At 39.8% G+C, this 22,948-nt stretch carries 24 protein-coding genes; 7 read left to right on the top strand and 17 right to left on the bottom strand.

The window, feature by feature from the left end:
• Nucleotides 1-373: 373 nt before the first annotated feature.
• The 5 genes from AC5JMK_RS17380 to AC5JMK_RS17360 all read right to left on the bottom strand — a co-directional run bounded on the left by AC5JMK_RS17380 (nt 374) and on the right by AC5JMK_RS17360 (nt 2,671).
• Nucleotides 374-721, bottom strand: coding sequence for an endonuclease domain-containing protein (locus tag AC5JMK_RS17380; protein WP_495910666.1), 348 nt, complete (start codon nt 719-721; stop codon nt 374-376).
• Nucleotides 722-776: 55 nt separating this feature from the next.
• Entirely contained in the window at nt 777-1,160 is a 384-nt protein-coding gene (locus tag AC5JMK_RS17375; protein ID WP_495910665.1) for an endonuclease domain-containing protein, read from the bottom strand.
• Nucleotides 1,160-1,453, bottom strand: coding sequence for a hypothetical protein (locus tag AC5JMK_RS17370; RefSeq protein ID WP_495910664.1), 294 nt, complete (start codon nt 1,451-1,453; stop codon nt 1,160-1,162). The genes AC5JMK_RS17375 and AC5JMK_RS17370 overlap by 1 nt, the downstream gene beginning before the upstream one ends.
• An 86-nt stretch (nt 1,454-1,539) precedes the next feature.
• Nucleotides 1,540-2,235 (bottom strand): BRO family protein, encoded by a 696-nt coding sequence (locus AC5JMK_RS17365; RefSeq protein ID WP_495910663.1) that lies wholly within the window; start codon nt 2,233-2,235, stop codon nt 1,540-1,542.
• Between the two features lie 13 nt (nt 2,236-2,248).
• Nucleotides 2,249-2,671: a Rha family transcriptional regulator gene (locus tag AC5JMK_RS17360; protein ID WP_495910662.1), complete on the bottom strand. Its 423-nt coding sequence runs from the start codon at nt 2,669-2,671 to the stop codon at nt 2,249-2,251.
• 31 nt (nt 2,672-2,702) lie between these two features.
• On the opposite strand from AC5JMK_RS17360, the gene AC5JMK_RS17355 reads away from it, so the two are divergent.
• Nucleotides 2,703-2,909 carry a hypothetical protein gene (locus AC5JMK_RS17355; RefSeq protein ID WP_495910710.1) on the top strand — a complete coding sequence of 69 codons (207 nt, stop codon included), beginning with the start codon at nt 2,703-2,705 and terminating at the stop codon, nt 2,907-2,909.
• Here AC5JMK_RS17355 and AC5JMK_RS17350 read toward each other — a convergent pair.
• The 7 genes from AC5JMK_RS17350 to AC5JMK_RS17320 form a co-directional block, all read right to left on the bottom strand.
• Nucleotides 2,836-3,069 (bottom strand): BRO family protein, encoded by a 234-nt coding sequence (locus tag AC5JMK_RS17350; protein ID WP_495910706.1) that lies wholly within the window; start codon nt 3,067-3,069, stop codon nt 2,836-2,838. The genes AC5JMK_RS17355 and AC5JMK_RS17350 overlap by 74 nt on opposite strands.
• An 11-nt stretch (nt 3,070-3,080) precedes the next feature.
• Nucleotides 3,081-3,404 carry a hypothetical protein gene (locus AC5JMK_RS17345; protein ID WP_495910661.1) on the bottom strand — a complete coding sequence of 108 codons (324 nt, stop codon included), beginning with the start codon at nt 3,402-3,404 and terminating at the stop codon, nt 3,081-3,083.
• A gap of 354 nt (nt 3,405-3,758) precedes the next feature.
• On the bottom strand, nt 3,759-4,016 hold the full coding sequence (locus AC5JMK_RS17340) for a GIY-YIG nuclease family protein (protein WP_495910660.1): 258 nt from the start codon (nt 4,014-4,016) through the stop codon (nt 3,759-3,761).
• 253 nt (nt 4,017-4,269) lie between these two features.
• A complete protein-coding gene (locus tag AC5JMK_RS17335; protein ID WP_495910659.1) occupies nt 4,270-4,989 on the bottom strand; it encodes a hypothetical protein in 720 nt (239 codons plus the stop codon).
• Nucleotides 4,990-4,995: 6 nt separating this feature from the next.
• On the bottom strand, nt 4,996-5,331 hold the full coding sequence (locus AC5JMK_RS17330) for a hypothetical protein (protein WP_495910658.1): 336 nt from the start codon (nt 5,329-5,331) through the stop codon (nt 4,996-4,998).
• A 111-nt stretch (nt 5,332-5,442) separates the two neighbouring features.
• Entirely contained in the window at nt 5,443-8,421 is a 2,979-nt protein-coding gene (locus AC5JMK_RS17325; protein ID WP_495910657.1) for an AAA family ATPase, read from the bottom strand.
• A gap of 288 nt (nt 8,422-8,709) precedes the next feature.
• Nucleotides 8,710-9,837, bottom strand: coding sequence for a tyrosine-type recombinase/integrase (locus tag AC5JMK_RS17320; RefSeq protein WP_495910656.1), 1,128 nt, complete (start codon nt 9,835-9,837; stop codon nt 8,710-8,712).
• Between the two features lie 533 nt (nt 9,838-10,370).
• On the opposite strand from AC5JMK_RS17320, the gene AC5JMK_RS17315 reads away from it, so the two are divergent.
• Together AC5JMK_RS17315 and AC5JMK_RS17310 are read left to right on the top strand one after the other, a co-directional pair.
• Entirely contained in the window at nt 10,371-11,801 is a 1,431-nt protein-coding gene (locus AC5JMK_RS17315; RefSeq protein WP_495910655.1) for a radical SAM protein, read from the top strand.
• 9 nt (nt 11,802-11,810) lie between these two features.
• A complete protein-coding gene (locus AC5JMK_RS17310; RefSeq protein WP_096674308.1) occupies nt 11,811-12,137 on the top strand; it encodes a hypothetical protein in 327 nt (108 codons plus the stop codon).
• 215 nt (nt 12,138-12,352) lie between these two features.
• Here the strand turns inward: AC5JMK_RS17310 and AC5JMK_RS17305 are convergent, their stop codons facing one another.
• On the bottom strand, nt 12,353-14,629 hold the full coding sequence (locus AC5JMK_RS17305) for a RelA/SpoT family protein (protein WP_495910705.1): 2,277 nt from the start codon (nt 14,627-14,629) through the stop codon (nt 12,353-12,355).
• A 316-nt stretch (nt 14,630-14,945) separates the two neighbouring features.
• On the opposite strand from AC5JMK_RS17305, the gene patD reads away from it, so the two are divergent.
• Nucleotides 14,946-15,296 (top strand): heterocyst frequency control protein PatD, encoded by a 351-nt coding sequence (gene patD, locus AC5JMK_RS17300; protein ID WP_495910654.1) that lies wholly within the window; start codon nt 14,946-14,948, stop codon nt 15,294-15,296.
• Nucleotides 15,297-15,304: 8 nt separating this feature from the next.
• Here patD and AC5JMK_RS17295 read toward each other — a convergent pair whose 3' ends face one another.
• On the bottom strand, nt 15,305-16,378 hold the full coding sequence (locus AC5JMK_RS17295; RefSeq protein ID WP_096674314.1) for a DMT family transporter: 1,074 nt from the start codon (nt 16,376-16,378) through the stop codon (nt 15,305-15,307).
• Nucleotides 16,379-16,692: 314 nt separating this feature from the next.
• On the opposite strand from AC5JMK_RS17295, the gene AC5JMK_RS17290 reads away from it, so the two are divergent.
• Nucleotides 16,693-17,190 carry a hypothetical protein gene (locus tag AC5JMK_RS17290; RefSeq protein ID WP_096674316.1) on the top strand — a complete coding sequence of 166 codons (498 nt, stop codon included), beginning with the start codon at nt 16,693-16,695 and terminating at the stop codon, nt 17,188-17,190.
• Between the two features lie 189 nt (nt 17,191-17,379).
• On the opposite strand, the gene AC5JMK_RS17285 is transcribed toward AC5JMK_RS17290, so the two are convergent.
• The gene (locus tag AC5JMK_RS17285) at nt 17,380-18,282 is read right to left on the bottom strand and encodes an aspartoacylase (RefSeq protein WP_096674318.1); all 903 of its coding nucleotides are present in this window, start codon (nt 18,280-18,282) and stop codon (nt 17,380-17,382) included.
• Between the two features lie 186 nt (nt 18,283-18,468).
• Complete coding sequence (locus AC5JMK_RS17280) at nt 18,469-20,124, bottom strand: mechanosensitive ion channel (RefSeq protein WP_096674320.1); 1,656 nt, start codon at nt 20,122-20,124, stop codon at nt 18,469-18,471.
• A 395-nt stretch (nt 20,125-20,519) separates the two neighbouring features.
• On the opposite strand from AC5JMK_RS17280, the gene AC5JMK_RS17275 reads away from it, so the two are divergent.
• A complete protein-coding gene (locus AC5JMK_RS17275; protein ID WP_096674322.1) occupies nt 20,520-20,978 on the top strand; it encodes an SRPBCC family protein in 459 nt (152 codons plus the stop codon).
• A gap of 300 nt (nt 20,979-21,278) precedes the next feature.
• Here AC5JMK_RS17275 and AC5JMK_RS17270 read toward each other — a convergent pair whose 3' ends face one another.
• Nucleotides 21,279-22,100: a SirB1 family protein gene (locus AC5JMK_RS17270; protein WP_096674324.1), complete on the bottom strand. Its 822-nt coding sequence runs from the start codon at nt 22,098-22,100 to the stop codon at nt 21,279-21,281.
• Between the two features lie 229 nt (nt 22,101-22,329).
• Here AC5JMK_RS17270 and ccmS point away from each other — a divergent pair, with 229 nt between their 5' ends.
• Nucleotides 22,330-22,758: a beta-carboxysome assembly chaperone CcmS gene (gene ccmS / locus AC5JMK_RS17265; protein WP_096678740.1), complete on the top strand. Its 429-nt coding sequence runs from the start codon at nt 22,330-22,332 to the stop codon at nt 22,756-22,758.
• Nucleotides 22,759-22,948 lie beyond the last annotated feature (190 nt).

Below are 22,948 nucleotides of genomic sequence, written 5' to 3'. Positions count from 1 at the left end.
TGCTAACAATTTAGTAGTAATAACTTAGTAGTACCAACTATTAGTATGTAAGCATAAGCTGTTATCGTATGCGTAATAAGCTGTTAATATATACCTTATACGGTAGATACCCGACTGTCGGATGAGCATAGATGATAAGCTTATTGAGAAACCCTTATACATCAATAGTTCTAGACGTACACCTGCTCTCATAAGTACGCTGAATCTTATGAACACCTCAGTTATTCATGTACGCCTACCGGGGGGTACGCCTTACGCTTTCTATATGTACTACACAAGAAAAATATTGACACTAGAACACTACTAGTTTTAAGTACTAAGCGTAGCAAGCTAACATACGTATGCAACTTTATATTTAAATAGTAACAAATACTTAGGACAGACTTAAGTGTCTTCTTATAGCTGCAACTACACCACGTGTAGACTCGCGTACAGCCCTATTTGTAAAATGTATGACGGTAAAACCTTTGCTCTCTAGATAGGCGTGCTTTTGCTCATCCAGCAGTTTCTTATGTTGACTGTGATAGTAACTGCCGTCTACCTCAACTATAAGGTCACTACCTGTAAATACGAAATCAGCTATCTCGCCATCTATAGGTACGTGACAAGTAAAGTTGATGTCAGCATTAATAAGTGCTTTAGATAATATTGATTCACACTCTGTCCATGGGTGGTACAGTCGTTTACTAGTCACCTTATCGTAGCGGACAGTACTAGGCATTGGTAAGAACTCCTGTGGTTCAGGTTTTATCTTGTATATCTTAATTGGGTTCGCTTCAGACACAATCGCGTCTACTTAGTTTGACGTGTGGGACAAACGGTAAGTATGCTTCACGAATAGTATTGAGACACTCATCCAGGTCTGTTAATACCTGTTTATTGGTTAAATATAGGATTGTGTACCCCTTAGACTCTAAATATATACGTTTAGCTTCATCTAGCTTTTGTTTGTCTGGATTCTTATGGATGGAGCCATGAAGTTCAATAAGTAGAGGAGTGCCATAGAACCTAAAATCAACGATTTTACCTGATACAGCTACATTACAGCCAAAACGATAGTGTTCATGAAGTAATGCATTAAATAATATCCCTTCGCAATCTGTCCACGGTTGACCACCTGTACGACGACGACCATCTGAAAACTTATAGATTGTTGGCATTACCTTTTTTCTCCGTATAGCTTGGCATTTCGAGAGGTGGCTAAGTAGAAATCAAAAAATTCAGCTAGCTCCTCTAAATCCTCATCAGTTGCCCATGCCTTCTCGCTTAGGTGGTCTATCCAGAAGTATGCATCAATATGTTTATAAATCTGTGCAATTGGAATTTGAAAAAACCTGCGCTTCTTATGTACGAGCTTAATTACAAGTGATTCAAGCTCACCCTTACCGTACGCCAACTCCCAACCATTTAGTTTGTCTACGAACTCACGCGATTTCTTACTAATTGCTGACATGGATGTCTCACACACTATAAACTGACATACTACAATCATTACCTATAGTTGGCTTCTAGCGCTATGTTTTAGTAAATGATATATTCCTATGCCTGATGATTTAAGAGGGCTTGTAGAGGCTTACAGCGCACATAATTTATGCCTACGGCTGGTGGTTCACCTCTCCTAGCCGACTTCTTGTAGTAGTACTTGTAATCACGTAAGTACTGACAGAACTTGTTGACCGGTAAGTTCAAGTCCTTGCAGAAATTAGTGAACGTCGTCAACCCGTCTGTAGATATGTATTGATCGGCTAAGAATACCTTAGGTGCCTGCTCCTCAATCTTCTGTTCTTTTTGTTTAACCTCTTGTGTTTTTTGTTCAACCTCCTCCTGTAAATTTTTAATTACAATTCCAGCTTCAAGGAATTTGACAATAATCTCGTTTTTTGATGCTTCTTGTAGTTGAACTAGTAAGTCCTTTGGTTTCCCGTAGCTACCAGTCTTACGAATGGTAGGTAGTACCTCAGATGTTACCCACTTCTTAAACTTCTTAGCCGATTCAAGCCGACTACCAAATACTAATGCATACAGTCCTGACTCATTAATCAGTGAGTAAAAACCACCACCTTGTTTTGGGGTAGTGGTTTTATCTTCTTGGTCTACATGAGTTGCTATAGCATTTTCTGGTTTAACATACCCCAATACTCCTGCAACATCCTTACCAACAAACCAAAGCTCATCATCAATCAATACTACACGTACTTCAAAACCATCATATACAAATGGCATTATTGCAGACATATTATCTTCCTTCCTATTGTTTATCTGGGTAAATTACTAAGTACGCTGCTTCAGTTACTTTGAACTCAAGAACTTCTCTTGACATCGAACACAGTTCAGCAAACACATCAACAGGTTCTTGTTTTCTAGCCTTAGAGAATGCTTTAACAAGGTTTGCTTTAGCTTGTATAACTATTTCTGAGTTACGACTAAGGGTAACTACAAAATACGCTTGGTCTTCTGTTAGCCAATACCAGTATCGGTATGTATCACTACCAAATTTAGTTTGATCACATACTGATTCGGTTATTACTAATCCAAAATTATTTTCTATTTCTCCACGGTACATCTCTACAGTTCGTTCTATTGAACGATTCTGTATCTCTAGTTCATCAGCTATCAATCTTGAATCAACTACTAGTGAATCACCACGTTGTACTACTTCTATTGCAGACATATTATCTTCCTCCTATTGTTTATCTGGGTATATGACTAAGTACGCTGCCTCAGCCATTGCCAGTGCAAGTTCTGGATTGTCTTTCATTAACCATCTAAAAACTAGCTTTGCTGGGATAAGGTTGACCCCTTGTAACCCTCATGGTGTCTGGAGTTCAGCCATTTTTAAGCTGAAATGGTTGACCACATTTGAACAACGTGTAGTACCTTCTCATACACCCACTTCTGGAATGATTTAGCTTTAGGTTTGTTACTAGAACTTAGTGCTTGATAAAACCCAAACTCATTGAGTATATCTTCGGAGCCTAAATTTTGGGCATTATACAAGTAGTCTGAATCTACGTGATACAGTGGTTTCTTCCAACCCAGTTCTTCTTGTATCCAAGCTCTAACACCCACTGCTTGTAGTGCTAGTGCTGTTGATTTAGCTGTGTCATTAGAGCTGATGATTCCCAAGCGAAATAATTAACAAAACATGAAATTGTAACTTCGTTAATTTCTGCGACCACCCTTAAATCCATACCAGCTAATGGTTCTAGCGATTTTGGTAGTGAATCCGCGACCAGTATTTTATACGGTAATCTACCTGCCTCTTTCCTCATATCTGTAAAGACTGTATGACTAACACCACACAACCTACCTAACGCTCTCCAACTCTTACAAACAACTCTCCCATCATCTTTAACTTCAAATTCTTTGCGAATATCTTCTGGTAAATGAGCTATTGCAGACATATTCTCTTCCTCCTTAAACTTTACCTTCAGTATGTTTACTCAGTGTCATCACGAAGTACGCTTGATCTTCTGTTAAGTACGCAAAAGTAACATTATTTACCGCGCCAACTTTGTTTATTACAGATGTATTTTCAAAATACAACTGTCCAAACGCTTGTTCTATAAGGGTTGTCCAGGAAGGAGCGTACAGAGGCAAATCAGAGCGTTTTTCGTAAATGATAGATTACTATGCTTGATGATTTAAGAGGGCTTGTAGAGGCTTACAGCGCACGTTAAATATACCTAAAAAACCACCTAGAAGTTTGAAGAGTGCTTCCAGGTGGTACAAACGATTACGAGTTCATATGCACTATTCTACGCAATTATGATGTGGGCTGAAGTTGGATTTAAGAACTGTAACACCTTCTCATCAAACCATTCTCCACCCACGCGATACCTGGCTAGTGCATGATGCAGCTTACGTTCCTCTGTACGCCCAAATCCATCGATAACCCATAACAACTGAAGCTTGCTGGAATTGCCTGTTTGTAGACAACGTAGCCTACGGCTGGGATTGTTTGATATGCCCAACTTAACCTTATGTGCGGTAGTGTCCAAAATTGCGTAGAGCATTAGATTAAGCAACTTTCGATTCATTGACATCCTCATCGGTATCCATAATTTAGTACTTCATGAACTGTTGGAAGAACAAATGCATGATGTTGGGGTGAGCATCTTAAGATACGTGCGTGTTTTTCTTTTTCTTAATTTCACATAACCCCACTACGGAGCAGAGCGGCTGGAACCCTTGTGGGGTAAGAATGTACACTATACGTTGCCCCCCCTACTTTTTTTTTAGTGGCAGGGGCAGCCCCGAGTATTATTACTAGTACGTTAAGGTATCATTTAACATACGTGCATGTATTTTTGCAATACCTTCTTTGGCGTACCGTTCAAACCAAAGTACTTCTTGACCGTGGTCAACGATTTTACGTTGTCTTCGGCGTTTGAATTCACTCACGTTATCGCATGGCATGTGCGTGTTGTTGTACCGCGCTTGTCTTGTCTGTACAACTTCATCTCCAGGTCTTAAGCCTTTAATTGCCTCATAAGCTGTAGATTTCTGAGCATCCAACCACATGCCAATCTTGAGTAGCGACGTATGGGTGTATTCGGTGCTTTCGGGAAAATCATCAACGTTTTCTACGATGTTCCACAGCAGTTGGTACGTGGGATGTCTCTTGTGGTCGGAGAGGTCATCGAAGTTCTTAGCACCTCTTATTTTGTAGACATCTTCACCTTCTATAGTTCGTAGTATGTAGTGGGCTTTATTGAAGTAAGCTGCAACTGTGAACGTATGATCTAGTTTGTGTTCGATAGCAAATGGTAACTCTAATTCGTACCTGTCCCAAAACTGTTTGATGTGTTGTGTAGCTAGCTGGTCTAACAGATTAATTTTTTCGTAATCTTTGTTTTCGATGATTGTTTTCCAGTCCAAGCCTGCTAGTGGTTTATGCTCATCAATTTTTATGCCTGAAGTACCCCAGTGATAAAGAACTGATGGCAAAATTGAGCTTCTATACCAATATCGTTTGTATCTAGCCATAACTACCTACCTAATTAAATAACCGTCTTCATCAAGCTTCACGACTACATGCCAACTAGGATGTCCCTTAACAGTTCCTACTCCAACAAATAGATCAGGCTCTACCTCGTGTTTTCCAAGACTTATCCAATCATCCGCAGGCACAGTAATTATGGGATCGTCTACGGTGCTGATGAGTAATCGGGTTAGTGGGAACACCGCCAACATTTTCAGAAACAGGTACACTGCTTGCTCCGAAAGGAATTTAGCGGTTCTTTCATTGGGACAGTACAGGTAGACATGGGTACCTTTCTCTGTATCTTGTTGAAAGTACTGCCCAGCATAAATAACCGCACCTACCATTCCTATTAAGTCGTAATCACCGCTTCTGGAAAGTGCTGCGTTTAGCCTAACTAGCCCTTTTCTAAGCAACTCTGTAGCTGGTATTGTATCAGTCCTTACCTTACCCACTGTTTAAAACCCCATTCGCAGTCGTAAATCCTTTAAGGGGATATCCCCAGTTTCATAACCATTGGTTTTTTTAAGTCTAGCTGTTTCTCGGTCTTCATCCACACTTAAAACCACCAAACGAATTTCCTTAAACTGCTGCGCTAATTTCTCCCCAATGTATGTCACATCATCACCTATTGATATAGAACTCAAACCACCACACTTAAATCTTCTTTTGTCCTCTTTTTCTACATTCTGTCCAGATGCCCCCTCAACCTCTTGTATATCAACCGTTTCGGAGCTGGACAAGGAGCTGGACAGCATCTGGACAGAATCTGTGTTGCCCTGATGGTTTTGCTGCAACCCTTGTATATCAACCGTTTCGGAGCTGGACATAGCAGAAGAGGTTAAGTCAAGAGAAGCGTTACCTGTTTTGTTTTGTATCTGGACATCTTCTTTTTTTGCTTGTCCAGCTTCAAAACTATTGGTATTACGTTGTTGTAGCGTTTCTAGTTCATCCTTGTCCAGATTGTCCGGCTCCTGTCCAGATGCTTGTCCAGCTTCAAAACTATTGGTATTACGTTGTTGTAGCTCCAAGCTGGACAAGACCTCCTTTTGTTCACCTTTGTTTTGAGAATTTATATATTCATTAGGTGTGTAATATACAAAAGAACGATAGTTACGTCCATTAAAAGATTTAATCCTTTCTTCTCTCTTAATATGTCCTCTCTTCCAAAGACGTTCACAGGTTTTGCGGCAAGCATCCTTTGTGGCTCCTGGAATGATTTCCACTAATTCTTCCGGGTCATATTTTGTCCCCTGATTCTTATTAAAGAAACCTAATAGCCTTGCAGGGTAAGGAGCCATACCTCCTTGTGGTTCGTTTACTTTATTGAGATACTTCCAGGAGTAATCATCCGGGTTAAGCTCTAGTACTATGCTTCCAGCACAACCACTGCGGCTTTTATCAAACTGTAGTACTCGCTGAAGAGGTAATAAGTTTTCTTTTGTTTCACCTTTTCGTAGATTCCAAACTTCACTCACATTGTTCCGAATCCCTGTTGTCCCTCTTGCACCACCTTGTTTGTTTGTGTGATGTAATACTATAAAAGTTATTCCTAACTCGTTAGCTAAGTCCCTTAATTCATATAAGCAACGAGCATATGCAATATCTTTTTCTTCGTACGTAGTGTCGCGGTTACAAGAAGTAAGAGAGTCTATAACCACCAGGCTTGGTACTTCTTGTTTAACCCATTTTGTTAGTTGTTTTATTTGGCTAAACTGCCAGTTAGTTTCAAACTTGACGTAACCTGTTTCTACTTCTTCTCCAAAGTGTGCAATATTTAGACGCTCTGCCGTGTCTATTTCTGGTTCATCTGTTTGGATTATCAATACCTTACCCTTTTGGGTATTGAATCCATTCCATCGTCTCCCCGTTGCGATTGCTTTTACTAGGTCATAGATTAAAAGGGTTTTGCCTACCCCTCCGTCTGCATTCAAAACTATAGTCGTAGCTTTTGATATAAGGTCAGCAATAAGCCATTCTCTAGTTTCAGGTGCAGTAGCTAAAATTTCATGTACATCTTTAGGGTTAAATTCTCTAAAGTTGTCCACTCTGATTTGATGCATCTGTCTCAGTTTTGCGGCAGTTATTCCTTTTGAGCATTTGGAAGCTAATTTCTCTAGTTCCCACATCTGCAACGCAGGATCGCCTAATTCCTCAATAATTTCTTCTGTCCTTTTCATTGCTTCTTCAAAAGACAGTTCTCTATTCTCTATTTTTTTGTTTTCGATTCTTGGCATATCTACCCCAGCTTCTGATGCTAGTCCTTTAACTATGTCTGTAAAGTCTTTTCCTTTTGGCTTACCGTCACCACCGTTTAACCGGTGTCGATACCCCACTAAATCCCCTTTGCCACATCCTGCTGCACACATCCAATGGATTATTCCTTCACTTCTCCATACAGTAAATGAAGTGCCAGATTTGCTCTCGTGCCAAGGGCAACAGCCTTTTACGACCCCTCTGGTGTCTTCTGTATGGAAGTTATGCCCATTCCAAGTGAACCCTGATTCAAGCTCTAATGTTTGGTACACACTATTAACTAAAAAATTTGACCATGTTCCACTAACACTATTGAGAGTCTCATTAGTTTGTTTAGGATTCTTAGTTTTTGGAAGCATTAGTTCAAGTAACCAGGTAGGTGCTTCTGCAAAGGCGATCTCGTGGGGTGCGTGTCCTTCTACTGGTCTGTAGTAGCCTGTTTCTGGGTGATGTCCTGCAATGATATTTTGTTTACCATTCCACATCAGTTGCAGTTGTTCTAATACCTCTCTCTGTCCATTCTTAGTTTCCCCTCTTAAAGTCACATGATCCGTAGATTTAATTGCGCTCCAATATTCTTCGGGGACACGATAAAGGCTGACTTTCCTATTAGGTTTTCCTGAAGTAAAGCATACTGTAGGAGGTAGTGCTTCTTCGTAAGGGAGTCCCGATTTTTCTTCTATAAATTGCTTGATTGAATGACCTTGGTGATGAGGATGGGCATCTTCATCCACTGACACTAACCCTCCTGACGCCTCCCCTGCCATTAGTCCTATTGCCCCACAGCCTCTGTCTTTCACGTAGACTTCATATATTTTTTCTTTTGTTAGTGGAAATTTTTGCCATTCAGGTAAGTAGGCATTTTTATTCCAACCCACAGGAGTGAATCTGAGTCTGTTTGGAAGAGTTCTGAGGAGACCTAACACGTACTCAGGAGAGGTAAAATATTCTTGTTCCATATTGTCTATAACAACATTTTCACCGTTTTCAAAATCTGTCTTTAAGTCTTGCTCTACAAGCTCATCCCTTATTGTTCGAGAATCTCGTACAACATTTTCTTCCACTTTGACATCTGTTTCTGTAATCTCTTTGCAATCTGTGTTTAGCTCCGGCTGTGAGCTGGTTTCAGAATTGTTACGAGATGTTACTTCTTGACCGTTATTGTTTGATTCTGTTAACATGGCGGTATGTTTGAATATTAGATGTAAGAGAACCCAGACGCTTATGCTTTGGGTTCTTTGTTTTTTAGGTAATCAAGCAGGGTTGCTCTTGATGTACGTCCCTGCAAAACATTTGTACTATTTAGAGCTGGCTGGATTTTAACGTTAGTTTGTAGTTGGTGTTAACCCTATATGACAAGTCATATAGCCCCCAAAAAAAGTATTTATTTGTTGCTGAAAAGCTCAATGTTGTATGTATGGTCAGTTGTACGTATGGTCAAAAATGGTATGTGTAAGCTTATCCCGCAATCAGAACAAGACGGGGATAACAGGAGGAGAAATTAAGCCAGCATAGTACTCGAATAGAGTCTCAACTTTATGCCCCGTAATGGACGCTATAGTTACTGGATTCATGCCTATTTCAAGACAGTTACTAATGAATGAATGTCTAGTGTTATAGGGTCTACGGTATTCAACGCCAGCCTTTTCTAAGGCAGATACCCAGTAGCGTTTTGTGAAGTTATCAACATCAATGACGCCCCCACCTATAGAGGTGAAGACCAACCCATCAGGTTTAGCTTTTGGCGGTCTAATAGCTTCCAACACATCTCTGACTTTTGGTGTAACAACTATTGTTCTAGCCTTATTGTTTTTGGTGGACTTCTTAACACCTTTAGTTAAACTCTCTCCAATCCAGATAGAGGTGAAGTTAGGGCTTATATGTCTCCACCTCAAACCGATAGCTTCAGACGTACGTACGCCTGTTGAAAAGAGAAATAGGACATAAGGATAATAGTTGCTATAATCACGCTCAAACACCTCTAGAATGAAGTTTATCTCATGTGGGGTGAATGGTGTAGGTGGTTGAGTCGGAGGTACCTTAATCCGCCTTCTGACCTCAATCCAGGGATTATTTGGTAGTTTCTTCCAATCCCAACAAGCCCGTAGTAATGTAATACGTTCTTTCAGAGTTCTTGGGCTTAACTTATGTTCTTCTTTTAGGTGATCGCTAAAATATTGTGCCTCATCTTCTGTCAAATCGATAGCTGGAAATTTTCCAAAGATAGAGACTTTTAGTGTCTGTAAGGTAACGTTGTACTTTTCGAGTGACCGCTTATCAATTTCTTTAGCTTTCCATTTTATGAAAGCAGAAAAAACCTCTATTACAGATTCCTTTATTAACTGTATTGGTGGATCTCTGTAGACAGGCTTGGCTGATAGTGGTCTGTACTTATTGAGTGAGGGGTCAAATGTACCTGTTAGTAAATCTAATTCAATTTGTCTTGCTTTAAGGGATGCAACACTTCTGATTGTGGCATTATCTGCACCTACAGCCATGTATAGCTGTCTTCCTTGGTATCTAAAACGTAGTCTTATACGTCCTTTAACAGACTCAACCGCTACACTTCCACATGGGTTTCTTTTCTTTCCTACCATTTCAGTGTTCCGAGTGTGGACTTTAGTAGGTAGCGCGCCACTAGCAAACGCTTGAAATCCTTACTGTGACTGCGTTTGCGCTCGTTAGACTTTGGGGTAGTGGAGGTCGTGGGTTCAAATCCCGCCGCTCCGATTGATAAAAGGCTAACTCAATGCCTTTGCCGAAAATAAATAGGGATTTTTGTAGTAGAGTTGTTATTTATGACAAATCAAACTATAAAACGACAAAAATCTCATACTAGAAATAGTAACACTTGTTGTGAGTTTAGCAAAACAAGTTGATAACGTTTATCAGTGATCAGTGACGCACTGATAGGTAAGTTGGTACAAATAAAGCTAACTAATTGGGGTCGTCATTTGTCATACTCTACCTTGAAGCCGTTAAAGCGTCTATGTCATTTTTTATTGGTAAGGCTTTTAGGCATGTTTACTTTTCGTAACTCAGTTATGTTTATTCCCAGCGACTTACTTAGTATTCTAAATGATGCTCGCTATTATTTCTTGGTGTAAGATTAAAAACAAACCTCTGCACCATGCCTACTCGCAATTACCTATTTTATGCTTTGACAAATAGTGTTTGTTCAAAATGTCTCACCAAAGTCGAAGCAAAAATTATTTTTCAAGACGATCGCGTTTACTTAGTTAAACATTGTCCTACCCATGGACGAGAAGAAGTTTTAATTGCTGATGATGTTGAGTATTATAAAAAATCCCTGGAGTTTATCAAACCAGGAGATATGCCACTCAAGTCTAATACACCAATCAAATATGGTTGCCCTTATGATTGTGGACTATGCCCAGATCATGAGCAGCATAGTTGTTTAACTTTAATAGAAGTCACAGATAAATGCAATCTTTCTTGCCCAATTTGCTATGCTGATTCCGGTGCTGAAGATTTTTCTGATATTTCTCATCAACCCAGACGCCACCGCAGTTTAGCAGAAATTGAAAGCATGATTGATGCGGTGGTAGCGAATGAGGGAGAACCGCAAATCGTGCAGTTGAGTGGTGGAGAACCGACGCTTCATCCAGAGTTTTTTGAAATTATGGATCTTGCCAAAAGCAAGCCAATTAAACATTTAATGATTAATACCAATGGCGTACGAATTGCTAAAGATAAAACTTTTTGCAGTCGCCTGAGTCAATACATGCCTGGTATAGAAGTATATCTGCAATTTGATAGCTTTGACGTAGAAGCGCTAAAAGACTTGCGGGGTAAAGATTTGCGTAGTGTCAGAGAAATGGCGATCGCGAGCCTCAATCAATATAATATTTCTACAACTCTAGTAGTCACCCTCAAAAAAGGGTTGAATGACCAGGAAATCGGCAAAATAATTGAGTATGCTTTGCAACAGCCTTGTGTACGCGGCGTAACGTTTCAACCAATCCAAGCAGCTGGACGTTTGCAAGGCTTTGATCCCAAGCGAGACAGGTACACTCTCACCGAAGTACGCAGGTCAATTTTACAACAAAGTCCTTATTTTCAACCAGAAGATATTTTACCTGTTCCTTGCCATCCCGATTGTTTGGCAATGGCTTATGCACTCAAAGTTAATGGTAAAGTTATACCCCTGACTGGGTTAATTAATCCTGAAAAGTTTGTGGAAGTTATGCCCAATAGTGTACTTTACGAACAAAATCCAGAACTAAAACGCCACATTTTTGAGTTATTTTCCACTAGTCATTCACCCAGTTCTGCGGCTACATCATTAAAGCAGCTTTTGTGTTGTTTGCCAATGTTGCCTGTTCCAGAAGGAATTACCTACGCCAATATTTTTCGGGTGATGATTGTCCAGTTTCTTGATCCCTATAATTTTGACGTGCGTTCTGTAAAGCGATCGTGCATTCATATTGTACACCCAGATGGAAGAATAATTCCTTTTGATACTTTTAATATGTTTTATCGCGAAGGTAGTACGGGGTATGATTTGGTTAATAATAAAAGATTTAATTTTGGCAATTAAGGAAGCTGCATGTCGAGAAGAAACGAATTTTCTTATGTGATCGGCGGAATTTTCCTAGTCTTGGGAATGCATATTATTGCAACTTTGATTTTGAGTATTCTTGCTTATATAGAGTTAAGACTAGCTTCTCAATATAACATCAGATTTTTTCAGATAATATTTATATTCTATTTTTTTGGGATTGGTATCACTCAAGTTGTATATATTATTCCTGTGCTTTTGCGACTGAAAAGACAAGAAAAGTTTGCATCAATGAAGGGGGTTATTATTGGTGCAATTATCACAGCTTTACTTAATGGTGGTTGCTGGATTTGGGTTATAAGTTTAACTTCATAAGTTTATGTTTGAGGCTATTATATAGCAGTCCATGGAGGAGTTGTGAATATTGAGAGAATCAGCTCCCCGATTTATTTAAGAAGTCGGGGAGCTGATTGTTTACAAATGATTTAGGAATGCTAGAAAAATCAAGAGGAAAGAGGAGTTGATTTTAAAAATCTGATAACTGTTAACTGTTAACTAATAACTGTAAACGCACCCTTGTAAATGATTAATCATTCGTCAATTTGGCCAAGACGACGGATATTAAGAATATCACTCATTTTTTTTATTTGAGTAAATATCTGTTCTAATTGAGAGCGATCGCAAATTTCGATCCCCAAATCAATCAACGCTGGTTGACCAAATGATGTTTTGACATTTGCATGGCGGACGTTGATTCCTTGGTCGCTCAAGCGTGACAAAATATCTTTTAAGACTCCGACTCGGTCTAGCGCTTCAATTTGCAAGTTAACCGCGTAAGTCTGAGGACGACTAGTATGTTCTAATGCTTGGTTCCAACTGACTGGTACTAAGCGATCGCACTCTGCTTTTTCCAAGTTGTGACAACCTTGGCGATGGATGGAAATTCCTCTACCCCGTGTCACTACACCAATAATTGCTTCGCCGGGAATGGGGGTACAACATCCAGCTAAGTGATATAATAATCCCTCGACGCCGACGATAGGAGAATCACTAGCGCGGGAAGTTGTGAAAGTTGCCTCTCGTAACAAGGCGGCGGCCTTGGCTGTGGTGGGTAGGTTTGTGGTATGATCTGGCTCGCTAGCAACAGGCTGCTGTGCTTTGACTATTTCTCGCCAACGGTTAAGTACTAAGTTGAGTGTGATTTCTCCATAACCCAAAGCTGCGAGTAAATCTTCTGTGGAGTGGTAATTACATTTTTCTGCTACCGTCTGCATTGGTTCGGACTTCAAGAGATTATCAAAACCTGTTCTCCCAAGTTCTTTTTCTAATAATTCTCGACCACGAGCAAGATTCTCTTCCCGGCGCGATCGCTTGTACCATTGTTTAATCCGGTTTTTGGCTGCACTTGTCCGAATAAAGTTCAACCAATCTAAACTAGGATGACCGTTTTTGTGAGTAATAATTTCGACGATATCCCCATTTTGTAAGCGCGTCGAAAGTGGCACCATTCTACCATTTACCCGCACTCCTGTACAGCGATTTCCTACTTCGGTGTGGATGCGATAAGCAAAATCTACTGTTGTAGAGCCTGGTTTTAAAGCAATTAAATCTCCTTTGGGAGTAAATACATAAATATCTTCTTCAAATAGATTATCTTTGATGTTTTCTAAATATTCTTGAGCATCTTTTAAATCACTTTGCCATTCTAATAACTGCCGCAACCACGTAAATTTTTCATCCGATGCAGTTAGATTACTATTAGAACCACCAGTTTCTTTATATTTCCAGTGAGCAGCAATACCATATTCTGCTACACGGTGCATTTCTAATGTCCGAATTTGCACTTCTAAAGGTCGTCCCCAAGGCCCTATAACGCCAGTATGCAATGACTGATAACGGTTAGGCTTGGGCAATCCAATATAATCTTTAAATCTACCAGGGATTGGACGAAAAACATCGTGAACTACTGCTAAAGCACGATAACATTCGTCATTTGTCTGGACAATAATTCGCAGTGCTGCTAAATCATAAATTTCGTTAAATTCTTTATTTTGCCGTTGCATCTTTTGGTAAATACTATAAAGATGCTTGGGACGTCCATTAATATCAAGACAGCGAATTCCCGCTTCTGCAAGTCGCGATCGCAATGTTTCGGAAATATTTGTCAATCTCTCTTCTCGCGCTGTGCGTTTTTCCGAAACAAGCTGTTGAATTTGTCGAAAAGATTCCGGTTCTAAATACTTAAATGTTAAATCTTCTAATTCCCATTTAAAACGCCAAATTCCTAAGCGATTTGCTAAGGGAGCAAATATTTCTCGCGTTTCTGTAGCGGTGCGACGGCGTTTTTCTTCTGGCATATATTCTAATGTTCGCATGTTGTGTAAGCGATCTGCCAACTTCACCACAATCACGCGGATATCTTGGGCCATAGCCAAAAACATTCGCCGAAAATTTTCGGCTTGACTTTCAGTTTTGCTTTTGAAATTAATTTTAGAAAGCTTGGTAACACCTTCAACTAAGCATCTAACTTCTGAGCCAAAACGCTGTTCTATATCTTCAATTGTAACATCTGTATCTTCAACTACATCATGAAGAAATCCAGCTGCTATCATAGCTGCACTACCACCTAAATCACGCAGCATTCCAGCTACAGCAATTGGATGACAGATATATGGTTCTCCTGATTTGCGGTACTGACCGTGATGCAACTGATAAGCAAACTCAAAGGCTCGACAAATCAAACTTGTATCATAGTATCTTCGGTCTTCTTCCGTTGCGGCACTGTCTGTCGGCGGAGTACGTAAACAACTTTCTAGCCATTCTGGAAGAGTTATATCAATAGGGTGGTTGACAATTGTGCTGCTCATCATAAAATATAGCGGGGCTGGAGATAATTCGGTGGTTAGAGGCAGGAGTGAACACAGTTAACGAAAATGTCATCGAAAAACTATATTGCTGCTGACACGGCGGAGGAAAAAGGGATCGCAAGATGACTGCTCAAACAAAAAGCTTGTGGCAAATTATCCTGTATTAGGTGTCAAGCATAATAGTCATCAGAGTCAAATGATGCCAAATCAGACTCCAAATTTAATATTTTGGAGTCCATCACTAGACCAAATGTTTAGAAAAGAATATTGTATAGGAAAAATTACTTGACATTAATAGTATCTTAATTAGCACTGAATGTCCGTCAATCAAGAGAGATATCACACCTTCGTAGTACTATTAGAGCAACTCCGCTCACAAACAGCAACTCACCAAACAGATGCACAGCAACTGCGACAGCATCTTTTGTCTTTACAACAATTTTTTCAGCAACAGATTTTACCTTTAGCAGAGGAAAAAACACGAGAATTATCCTATAGGACAGAGATGAGTAAGCAACTGCGACTATTGGAAATTGACATCATGTTTTTTCAAGGTGCGCGACAAGCTGCTACTGCTGCTGATCGACTCAAAACCATTAGCGATCGCCTCACAATTATCATCGAATACTGTCAAGCAATTCTGCAATCAGAAGCACCAGAAAAGTAATTTAGTGCTTAGTGCTTGTTGCTGGTTGCTGGTTGCTGGTTAGTTGCTAACAATTCTTCTTGTCCTCCTTGTCCCCGATCCTCCTTATCCCCAGAGGAAACCCCCCCTTCCCCAATCCCCTCTACAGCAGCTAACACATCGCGTTGATTAATCAGGTAAATACTAACTAAAGTCAAACCAACTCCTATCCACTGTAAGGGACTGAGGATTTCTTGCAGTAATAGATTGCCAAATAATAAGGCAAATACAGGCGTGAGAAAAGTCAGAGAACTGAGACTAGTAAGATTACCGCTAGAAGCAAAATAGAAAAACAATGCATAGGCGATCGCGCTGCCAAATACCGTAGCATATCCTAAAGCTGCCCAGTCTGAGGGTACAAGATTCTGCCATTGTTGGGATTCTGTAAACGATGAAATCGCCCACAATGGTAAACCACCTATAACCATATGCCATCCTGTAGCAGTGACGGGATCAGTATGACGGCTAACAAAGCGGATCATCACTGTACCCACCGCCATACTCAACGCTGCTAACAGCATTAACCATTCGCCACTAGCAAACAGAGAATTTAAAAGTGGGAGAGTCGGAGAAAGCAAAAATTCGGGAGTGTTGTCAGACAAAATACCTAAAATCAGCTGATCAGGTAAGCCAATTAAACTGATCCCCATCACACCTAATAAAAGTCCTAACCATCCCCACAAACCAATTCTTTCCTGAAATAGCCACGAAGACATTAAAGCAACTGCTAATGGTTGCGAGTCGATCATCACTGATCCCAACCCAGCACTAGTTCTGACTAATCCCTCAGCCAAAAAGCCTTGAAATAAGGCCCCATCCACCAAGGCGAATAAAGCAATCCACAGCCAAGCAGTCCAGGTTTTGGGTTGGGATCTCCCCATAAAAGCGGCTGCTATTAAAATCAGCACCCCTGCTGGGACTATCCGCACCCCCGCCATAAACAGTGGTGTTGTGTGGGAAATTACTCCTTTCATCGCCACCATCGCCGTTCCCCATAAAAAGAAGGGTGCGATTAACAGTAGAGGAGTTAAGGGAAGTCGAGATGCACTGAATTTCAGCTGCATGAGATTGCTGACGCCTTTGTTTTACAACTGCATAAATTGCTTTACCTAATTTTACCTAATTATGTCTTTTTGTGAAGGAAACAATACTTAGTATAATAAGGCAAAAGTAAAAAGGCAAAAGTAAAAAGAAAAAATGCTTAGTTTATTAGCTTTTCGACTATTTTAAATGGTTGCTTTATTTACGCCGTGCTGTACTAGTTTGTAGTGTAGACGCTCATAGGAGCGTCTACACTACAAACAAAACATGAGAATTGTATGTGACACCTGCATAGGTCTTATGCTTATACTTAAATAATTACTTAAGTGCGAAAAGCATGAATAATCCTACTAAAAAGATTTCACCTGCACTCTTTTCTTTAACATTAATTTGCTTTTTCTTACCTTTTATTACTCTTTCTTGTCGTCAAGAACCACTAGTTACTTTAAATGGAGTTGAACTCGCAACTGGCAAAGAAATTCAATCACCAAGTATTTTTGGAGAACCAGCAAAAAAAGAAAAAATACCTGGTGAACCTTTAGCTGCACTGGCTTTTCTTTCCGGGGCTATTGGTTTAGGTACTAGCTTTCTCAAAGCTAAAAAAAGTGCTGTGATCCCAGCAGGGTGTGGAGCCGCAGGTTTTATTTTATTACTAATCGTTAAATCTAAAATTGATAATGAAATTCTCAAACAAGGACAAGGTTTAATTCTTGTGAATTACAGCTTTGGATTTTGGTTAGCCTTTTTCTTTTTCATTTGTGCCACTTTGATCAATATTTACATAGCTGTTCAAGAACAAGATGAAAATAAGCTAGATTCTACAGATATTAATTGATATTGCAGTACTAATACCATTTCCATATGAAGATGCATAAAAAGAACCCCACCGCCTTCGGCACCTCCCCTTACCAAGGGGAGGTTGGGAGGGGTTAAAATAATGTGTAACTTCATATTTAATTGGTATTAGATATTTCTGTCAAAGGCTGGTAGTACGGCTAATTGATAATGCTGCAAGATGTCAGCGCTAATCATGGCTTGTTAAGGTAGAAATGTTAATTAGTTCCTGCTTTTTAGTTAAACGCATAGCAATTCCTTTTTCATAGTAAGCAGCTTCATTAATAAAAATTGGATAGATTATTGAGTCTCCTTTATAAGTAATTTCTTGACCATCAAAGCTGAGAAATATTGGATCGCCAGGATGAAGAGGTTCATAATCTCGAAATTGAAGCTGGGGATGGATCATCGCCTGAATTTCTCCGAAATTATTTCTGGGATAGTCTATAGTTCCGATATCTTGATAAAGTGTAAGTTCGTCATAAGTTTCGGGAATTAGATTTTGGTTATATGCTTCTAAATAATCCAAAATTGTGTAAATCAGACTCTCTGTTTTGAGAAATAAATCTGCATTTAAAACACCCTGAGCTATAGGCCCAACTTCAATCACAAAACCACACTGACACAGGGATTTCAGTAAAGAACTTGCTTGATTAGTTGATGATAAACAAACTTTGACTAGAGGATTGATTGCGCTCAGATAAGCAGACAATTGTAGACAAAAGGGATTTTTGTTACCTATGATGATGCTCAACCCCATGTTTGCTGTTGTACTGTGCAAATCTAAAATTACATCTACTTGGGGATTATCTTTTGGCCCTAGTATTTTATTGATAGCTTTTGCTCGAATATCTTCATAACTCGAAAGTGTCGAGTTTTGTAAGTCTTGGCTGAGGAAACAACGATTCAAGTCTTTGTCAATATAACGCTTACCTAGTTTGAAAGCTTCGGGGTTTGCTAGTAAAGTTTGAGTTTCAAAGCTAGTTCGCCGAATCAAATGGGGAAATTGCTCAAATTTTTTGAGTAGATATCCCCCTGTAAATTCGTTTCCATGAGTTGCGCCAACAATCGCAACTTGATTGATTTGATTCATAATAGTGATTTTAGTGATTTATATTATTTTCGTTATTACAAGGATTTTCGTCATACTTTTGAACATGAAGAGACCGTAAATTTACGGTCTCTGGTGAGTTTAAATGTCAATCTATTTGTCTTATCCGAGCAGTATTACACTCTGCGGAGATTTTAAACATTTGGGATGCTTCCCTTGCAAGTTGAATTAGCCTCTATTTTTGAAAGATTCTAGCCATTGTTGGACTTGTTCTCTGGCTATATCGCGAGTTCCTAAACCAAAAGCAAGAGCGATCGCCACTGCGATCGCACCGAGTAGCAAGCCAAAAGCAAGATTAACAATATCGGGTGCTACACCGATTTGTTGCAGCGCCATAGCAGAGACTAGCGCAATGATAGCAATCCGCGTGATTTGACCTAAAATCCTGGCTTGGGGATTACCGGAACTGGTAATAATGCTAAAAGCAAGATTCGCTAGGTATAAACCAATCGCAAAGATAATTACTCCAGCCAAAATCCGCCCCAGTACAACGACAATACCAGTTACTAGTGCTGTCAGGGCAGGGATATTGAGGATATTCACTGCTGCTACAGTTGCAAACAGCATGATACCAACTAATACAATAATCCCCGCGATTTCCGAAGGTGTGCGGCTGATGGGAGTTGGTGCTGTAGGTTCTTCTTGGGGAATGACAATTTGTCTTGTGGGTGTTGATAGACCTAAGACAGACAAAATATTGTTAAAACCTATACTGGTCAAAATGTTAGTGACTAAATCTGCCACAAACCGTCCCAAGAAATAGGCAAGAATGAGAATGGCGATCGCTGTAAAGATTGCGGGAAGTGCATTGAGAATTTGCTGCAACATGGCGATCGCTGGTACGGAAATCGCTTCTATTTGCAGAGTATTCAATGCGGCGATCGCTACAGGAATCAAAATCAGAATATAGACAATTGTGCCAATAATTCTGGAAAGAGGTTGAGTTCCCGCAGCACGGGATAATCCTAATTGAGTTCCTAAATTGTCGATTCCTGTTGCTGCTAGTAAATTCGTGACAATCCGTTGTACAACAGTCGCGAGAAACCAACCAACAGCAGCAATGATGATTGCACCGAGAATATTCGGTAAAATCGCCAAAATCTCTGTCACCAGTGCTTCTACTGGTAGTAGCGCTCGTTGTAACCCCAGAGTATCTAGTATTGGAATCAGAAATAGTAAAAAGATGAACCAATACAGAGCATTACCAATGGTATCACTCAGAGGTAATTGATTTTGAGCAGTAGCATTATCTTCTGGTGCGTTTAAGCGTTCGTCTATTCTTAACGCCCGTAATCCTCGAATTGTGATGAGTTTAACAACAGTTGCTACTAACCAAGCAACTCCTGCAAAAATCAGCGCCCCTACGAATCTGGGTAAAAAGTCACCAATCTGACTGAGGAAAGTATTAAGCGGTTGGGAAGCAACCCTTAACTCCAGTGTGTCTAAAACAGCAACTAATGTTAGCAGTAAAATGCCCCAAAACACCAAGTTAGAAATCAATTTTTCTACTTGGGGAAGTTGGCGACTGTCTTCACGTCCAATTACGCCAGCAGCAATGCGATTATCAATTTGTGTGCGGTTGAGGATTCCTCGCGTCAGAGCAGCAACCCCAGCAGCAATCAACCAACCAATCAACAAAATTGCTACTGCTCCCAGTAAACGGGGTAGAAATGCAACTATTTGTTGGAAAGAGTTCTGCACATAAGAATTGAATCCTGCGTCTTGTTGTGATGGGAATGTAGGTGATTGTGCTAAAAATGTTTCCACCCTAACACACAAACCAGTTCTCATTACTTGGGTTATATTTTGCCAAGTTATATTCATGGTTTTCCGGTATTAAAGTAAGTTTGTTCCAGAAAACACTGTAGATGCTCTTGGAGTAAATTGCCCTTGACAATTCTACATTCCAGCAACTTCGTAGTGTTTTACATTTGAATTTAATTAGTCAATTTTACAGGTAATTGATCTCAACCGTTATTTCAGAATTTTTATTTTTTTTAATTTAAAAAAGCAAACTAAAATATATATCTCTTAGTAGTTGACTTGTATTGACAAATACATAGTATAGTAATTGGATCATGGAAATTAAATTTTTCTGAAATATTAATAGCTATATGGTTATTAGTTGTTTTTCCGACGCATATTTCCACAATTCTTACTTTCTGATTTTGCGTTAATGTGAGTGCAGATATAATTAAAAATAGAGTGAAATATCTGCAATGGAAGTTTTTGAACAATCGATAGATATTAATACTTCAGCAGCAGTAGTTGAACGCTGTATTAGCGATCGCATTTTAATGCACCGTTGGCTCAATCCTGCATTGCGTTGCGAACCTGTAGGCGAATGGAGTACTGATGTTGGTAGTCGCAGTCGATTTGTGATTCAAATACCTGGGATCAAACCGACTTTAAATAGTGTTGTGATTGAAAGACAACCAGGTTTGATTGTTTGGGGGTTCGAGGGTTTTTTCAAAGGACGCGATCGCTGGGAATGTCAACCACAAGCAAAAGGAACACGCCTTATTAACCGCTTTGAATTTGAGATACCTAATCCCCTAGTTAGTTGGGGTTTTAAAACCTTCGCCGAAACCTTGACAAAACAAGATATGCAAGCTCAGTTACGCCGACTTAAACTTGTAGCTGAGGGGATAGGGGATAGGGCAATACGGTTCGGTTAAGGATTTTTCGCATGATTTGGGAATGTAGAGACGTTGCAGTGCAACGTCTCTACAGGGTTTAAATGCCAATCGATTTGTCTTATCCGAACCGTATTGGGGGATAGGGGATCGGGGATTGGGGATCGGGGATAAGGGATTGGAGATCGGGGATAAGGGATTGGAGATCGGGGATTCTCCAGAGGAGACGCACTCGCGTTCGGGGATCGGGGGACAAGGGAGACACGAGAGACAAAATAATCTAAAATCCATAGACGCGATAGCGGCTTCTCAAAGAGTAATCTAAAATCCAAAATCCGATGATTATCCTCTTCCAAGCTGAGTTAACAATCGCCGAATCATGTATGCATCTTGGGCTTCTGGGGTTTTGACTAGATAGGTTTCTAAGTCGTTGGCTGCTTGGGAAAAGCGACCGAGTTGATAACATAAAAGACCGCGATCGCGTAACTCTAACGCAAAACCAGGAAATAATAATAATATCCTCTCTACTGCTGCTAAGGCTTTTTCTAGTTCCTGTTTGTTCAAATATATATATTTGAGATTTGTCAACATCCTTGCCAAAATTTGTTTATTTGTCACTGCTGCTAAAAATTCTGGTTGCAGAGTCACGGGATGCTGATATATTTGAGTCAATTTTTCTTGACAATCTTGGGGAAATAAAACCTCACCGTTGTTGAAGGTATCAACAAAAATTTCAATATCAGAAATGTTAGGACGAATGAGGAAATGTCCCGGCATTCCTATACCTATCATGGGAAAATCAATGCGTCGGGCAATTTCTAGATATATTAGCGCCAATGTAATCGGAATTCCCAGACGGCGATCGATCACATCATTTAAATAGCTATTACGGGGGTCATAATATTCTTGTTTATTTCCCGCAAATCCTAAATCGTTATAGAGATATTGATTAATAGTTTGGATAATTCGTAAAGGATAACGTTCTGCTGAGAGGCGTTCTTCTAATTCTGCTGCCATTGTATCCAAACTATTGATATATTCTTCTGGATCTAGGTTAGGGTATTCTTCTTGAGCAATATATAAAGCTGTTCTTGCTAAGTCTATATACTCATCAGGCTGCTGAATTTCCTGGTAAAAATATTGCCGCGCTGACGAGATATTCATAAGCTTATGCCGAGTATTGGTTTACAATTTAGAGTTTAGCTTAAACGGGCAGAAGCCCCACACTGTAATCTTCGATTCAATGCTGGGATGAATATAAATCAGTTAGTCTGCTTAAGCAGACTTGAGCTATGAGACTGCGATTGAAATCGCAGGCGGGTTTTTTAAAATTTGCACTTTTGCGTCTATGGGTGAGATTATATTTTGTGAGAATCCAAAATCCAGAATTGATATGATCTTCGGTACTACCCAACCAGAATCACCTGATAACAAATGGCGTCGCCAATTAGATCAATTTGTGAAAGCACATCAGCAAGAATTAGGCGCGCTAGCTTGGGGTTTGTGGTTAGAAAATGGTGACACTCAGGGTACTATCGGTATTGATTTGCAACCTCAACCGCATTTTGTTTATTGTCCGAAAGCAGCCATAGAAAAATTAAATGATAATGTTGAGAATAGGCTTCAGGAAGTTCTTGGAATCATAGAACATTATCAACCAGAAGTTGAAGTTGTAATGGTTGGTGTAGGTAAAGAGCAAATCAAGCTGATTCATTTTGAACCACAACCAGCACCACCAGATTGTTTTCAACAAATTGGTCAGGATGTTGATAGTTTATTGGATATTTTGGAAGAACTTTTAGTACAACAATTACAAGAATGAGGGTCTTCCACGTAGCCGTTTTTTTGTGGACAATGCAAATGAGACTGCGATTGAAATCGCAGGCGGGTTTTTTGAACTCGCTTACTCGAAGATTCCAGTTTCAACCTAGAAATTTCTCGTCGTGAACTCGAAGATTCCAGTTTCAACCTAGAAATTTCTCGTCGTGAACTCGAAGATTCCAGTTTCAACC

The sequence above is a fragment of the Pelatocladus sp. genome (genome assembly GCF_059505505.1).
The sequence above is the reverse complement of the archived record's forward strand: the minus strand, read 5'-3'. Positions and strand labels throughout refer to the sequence as shown.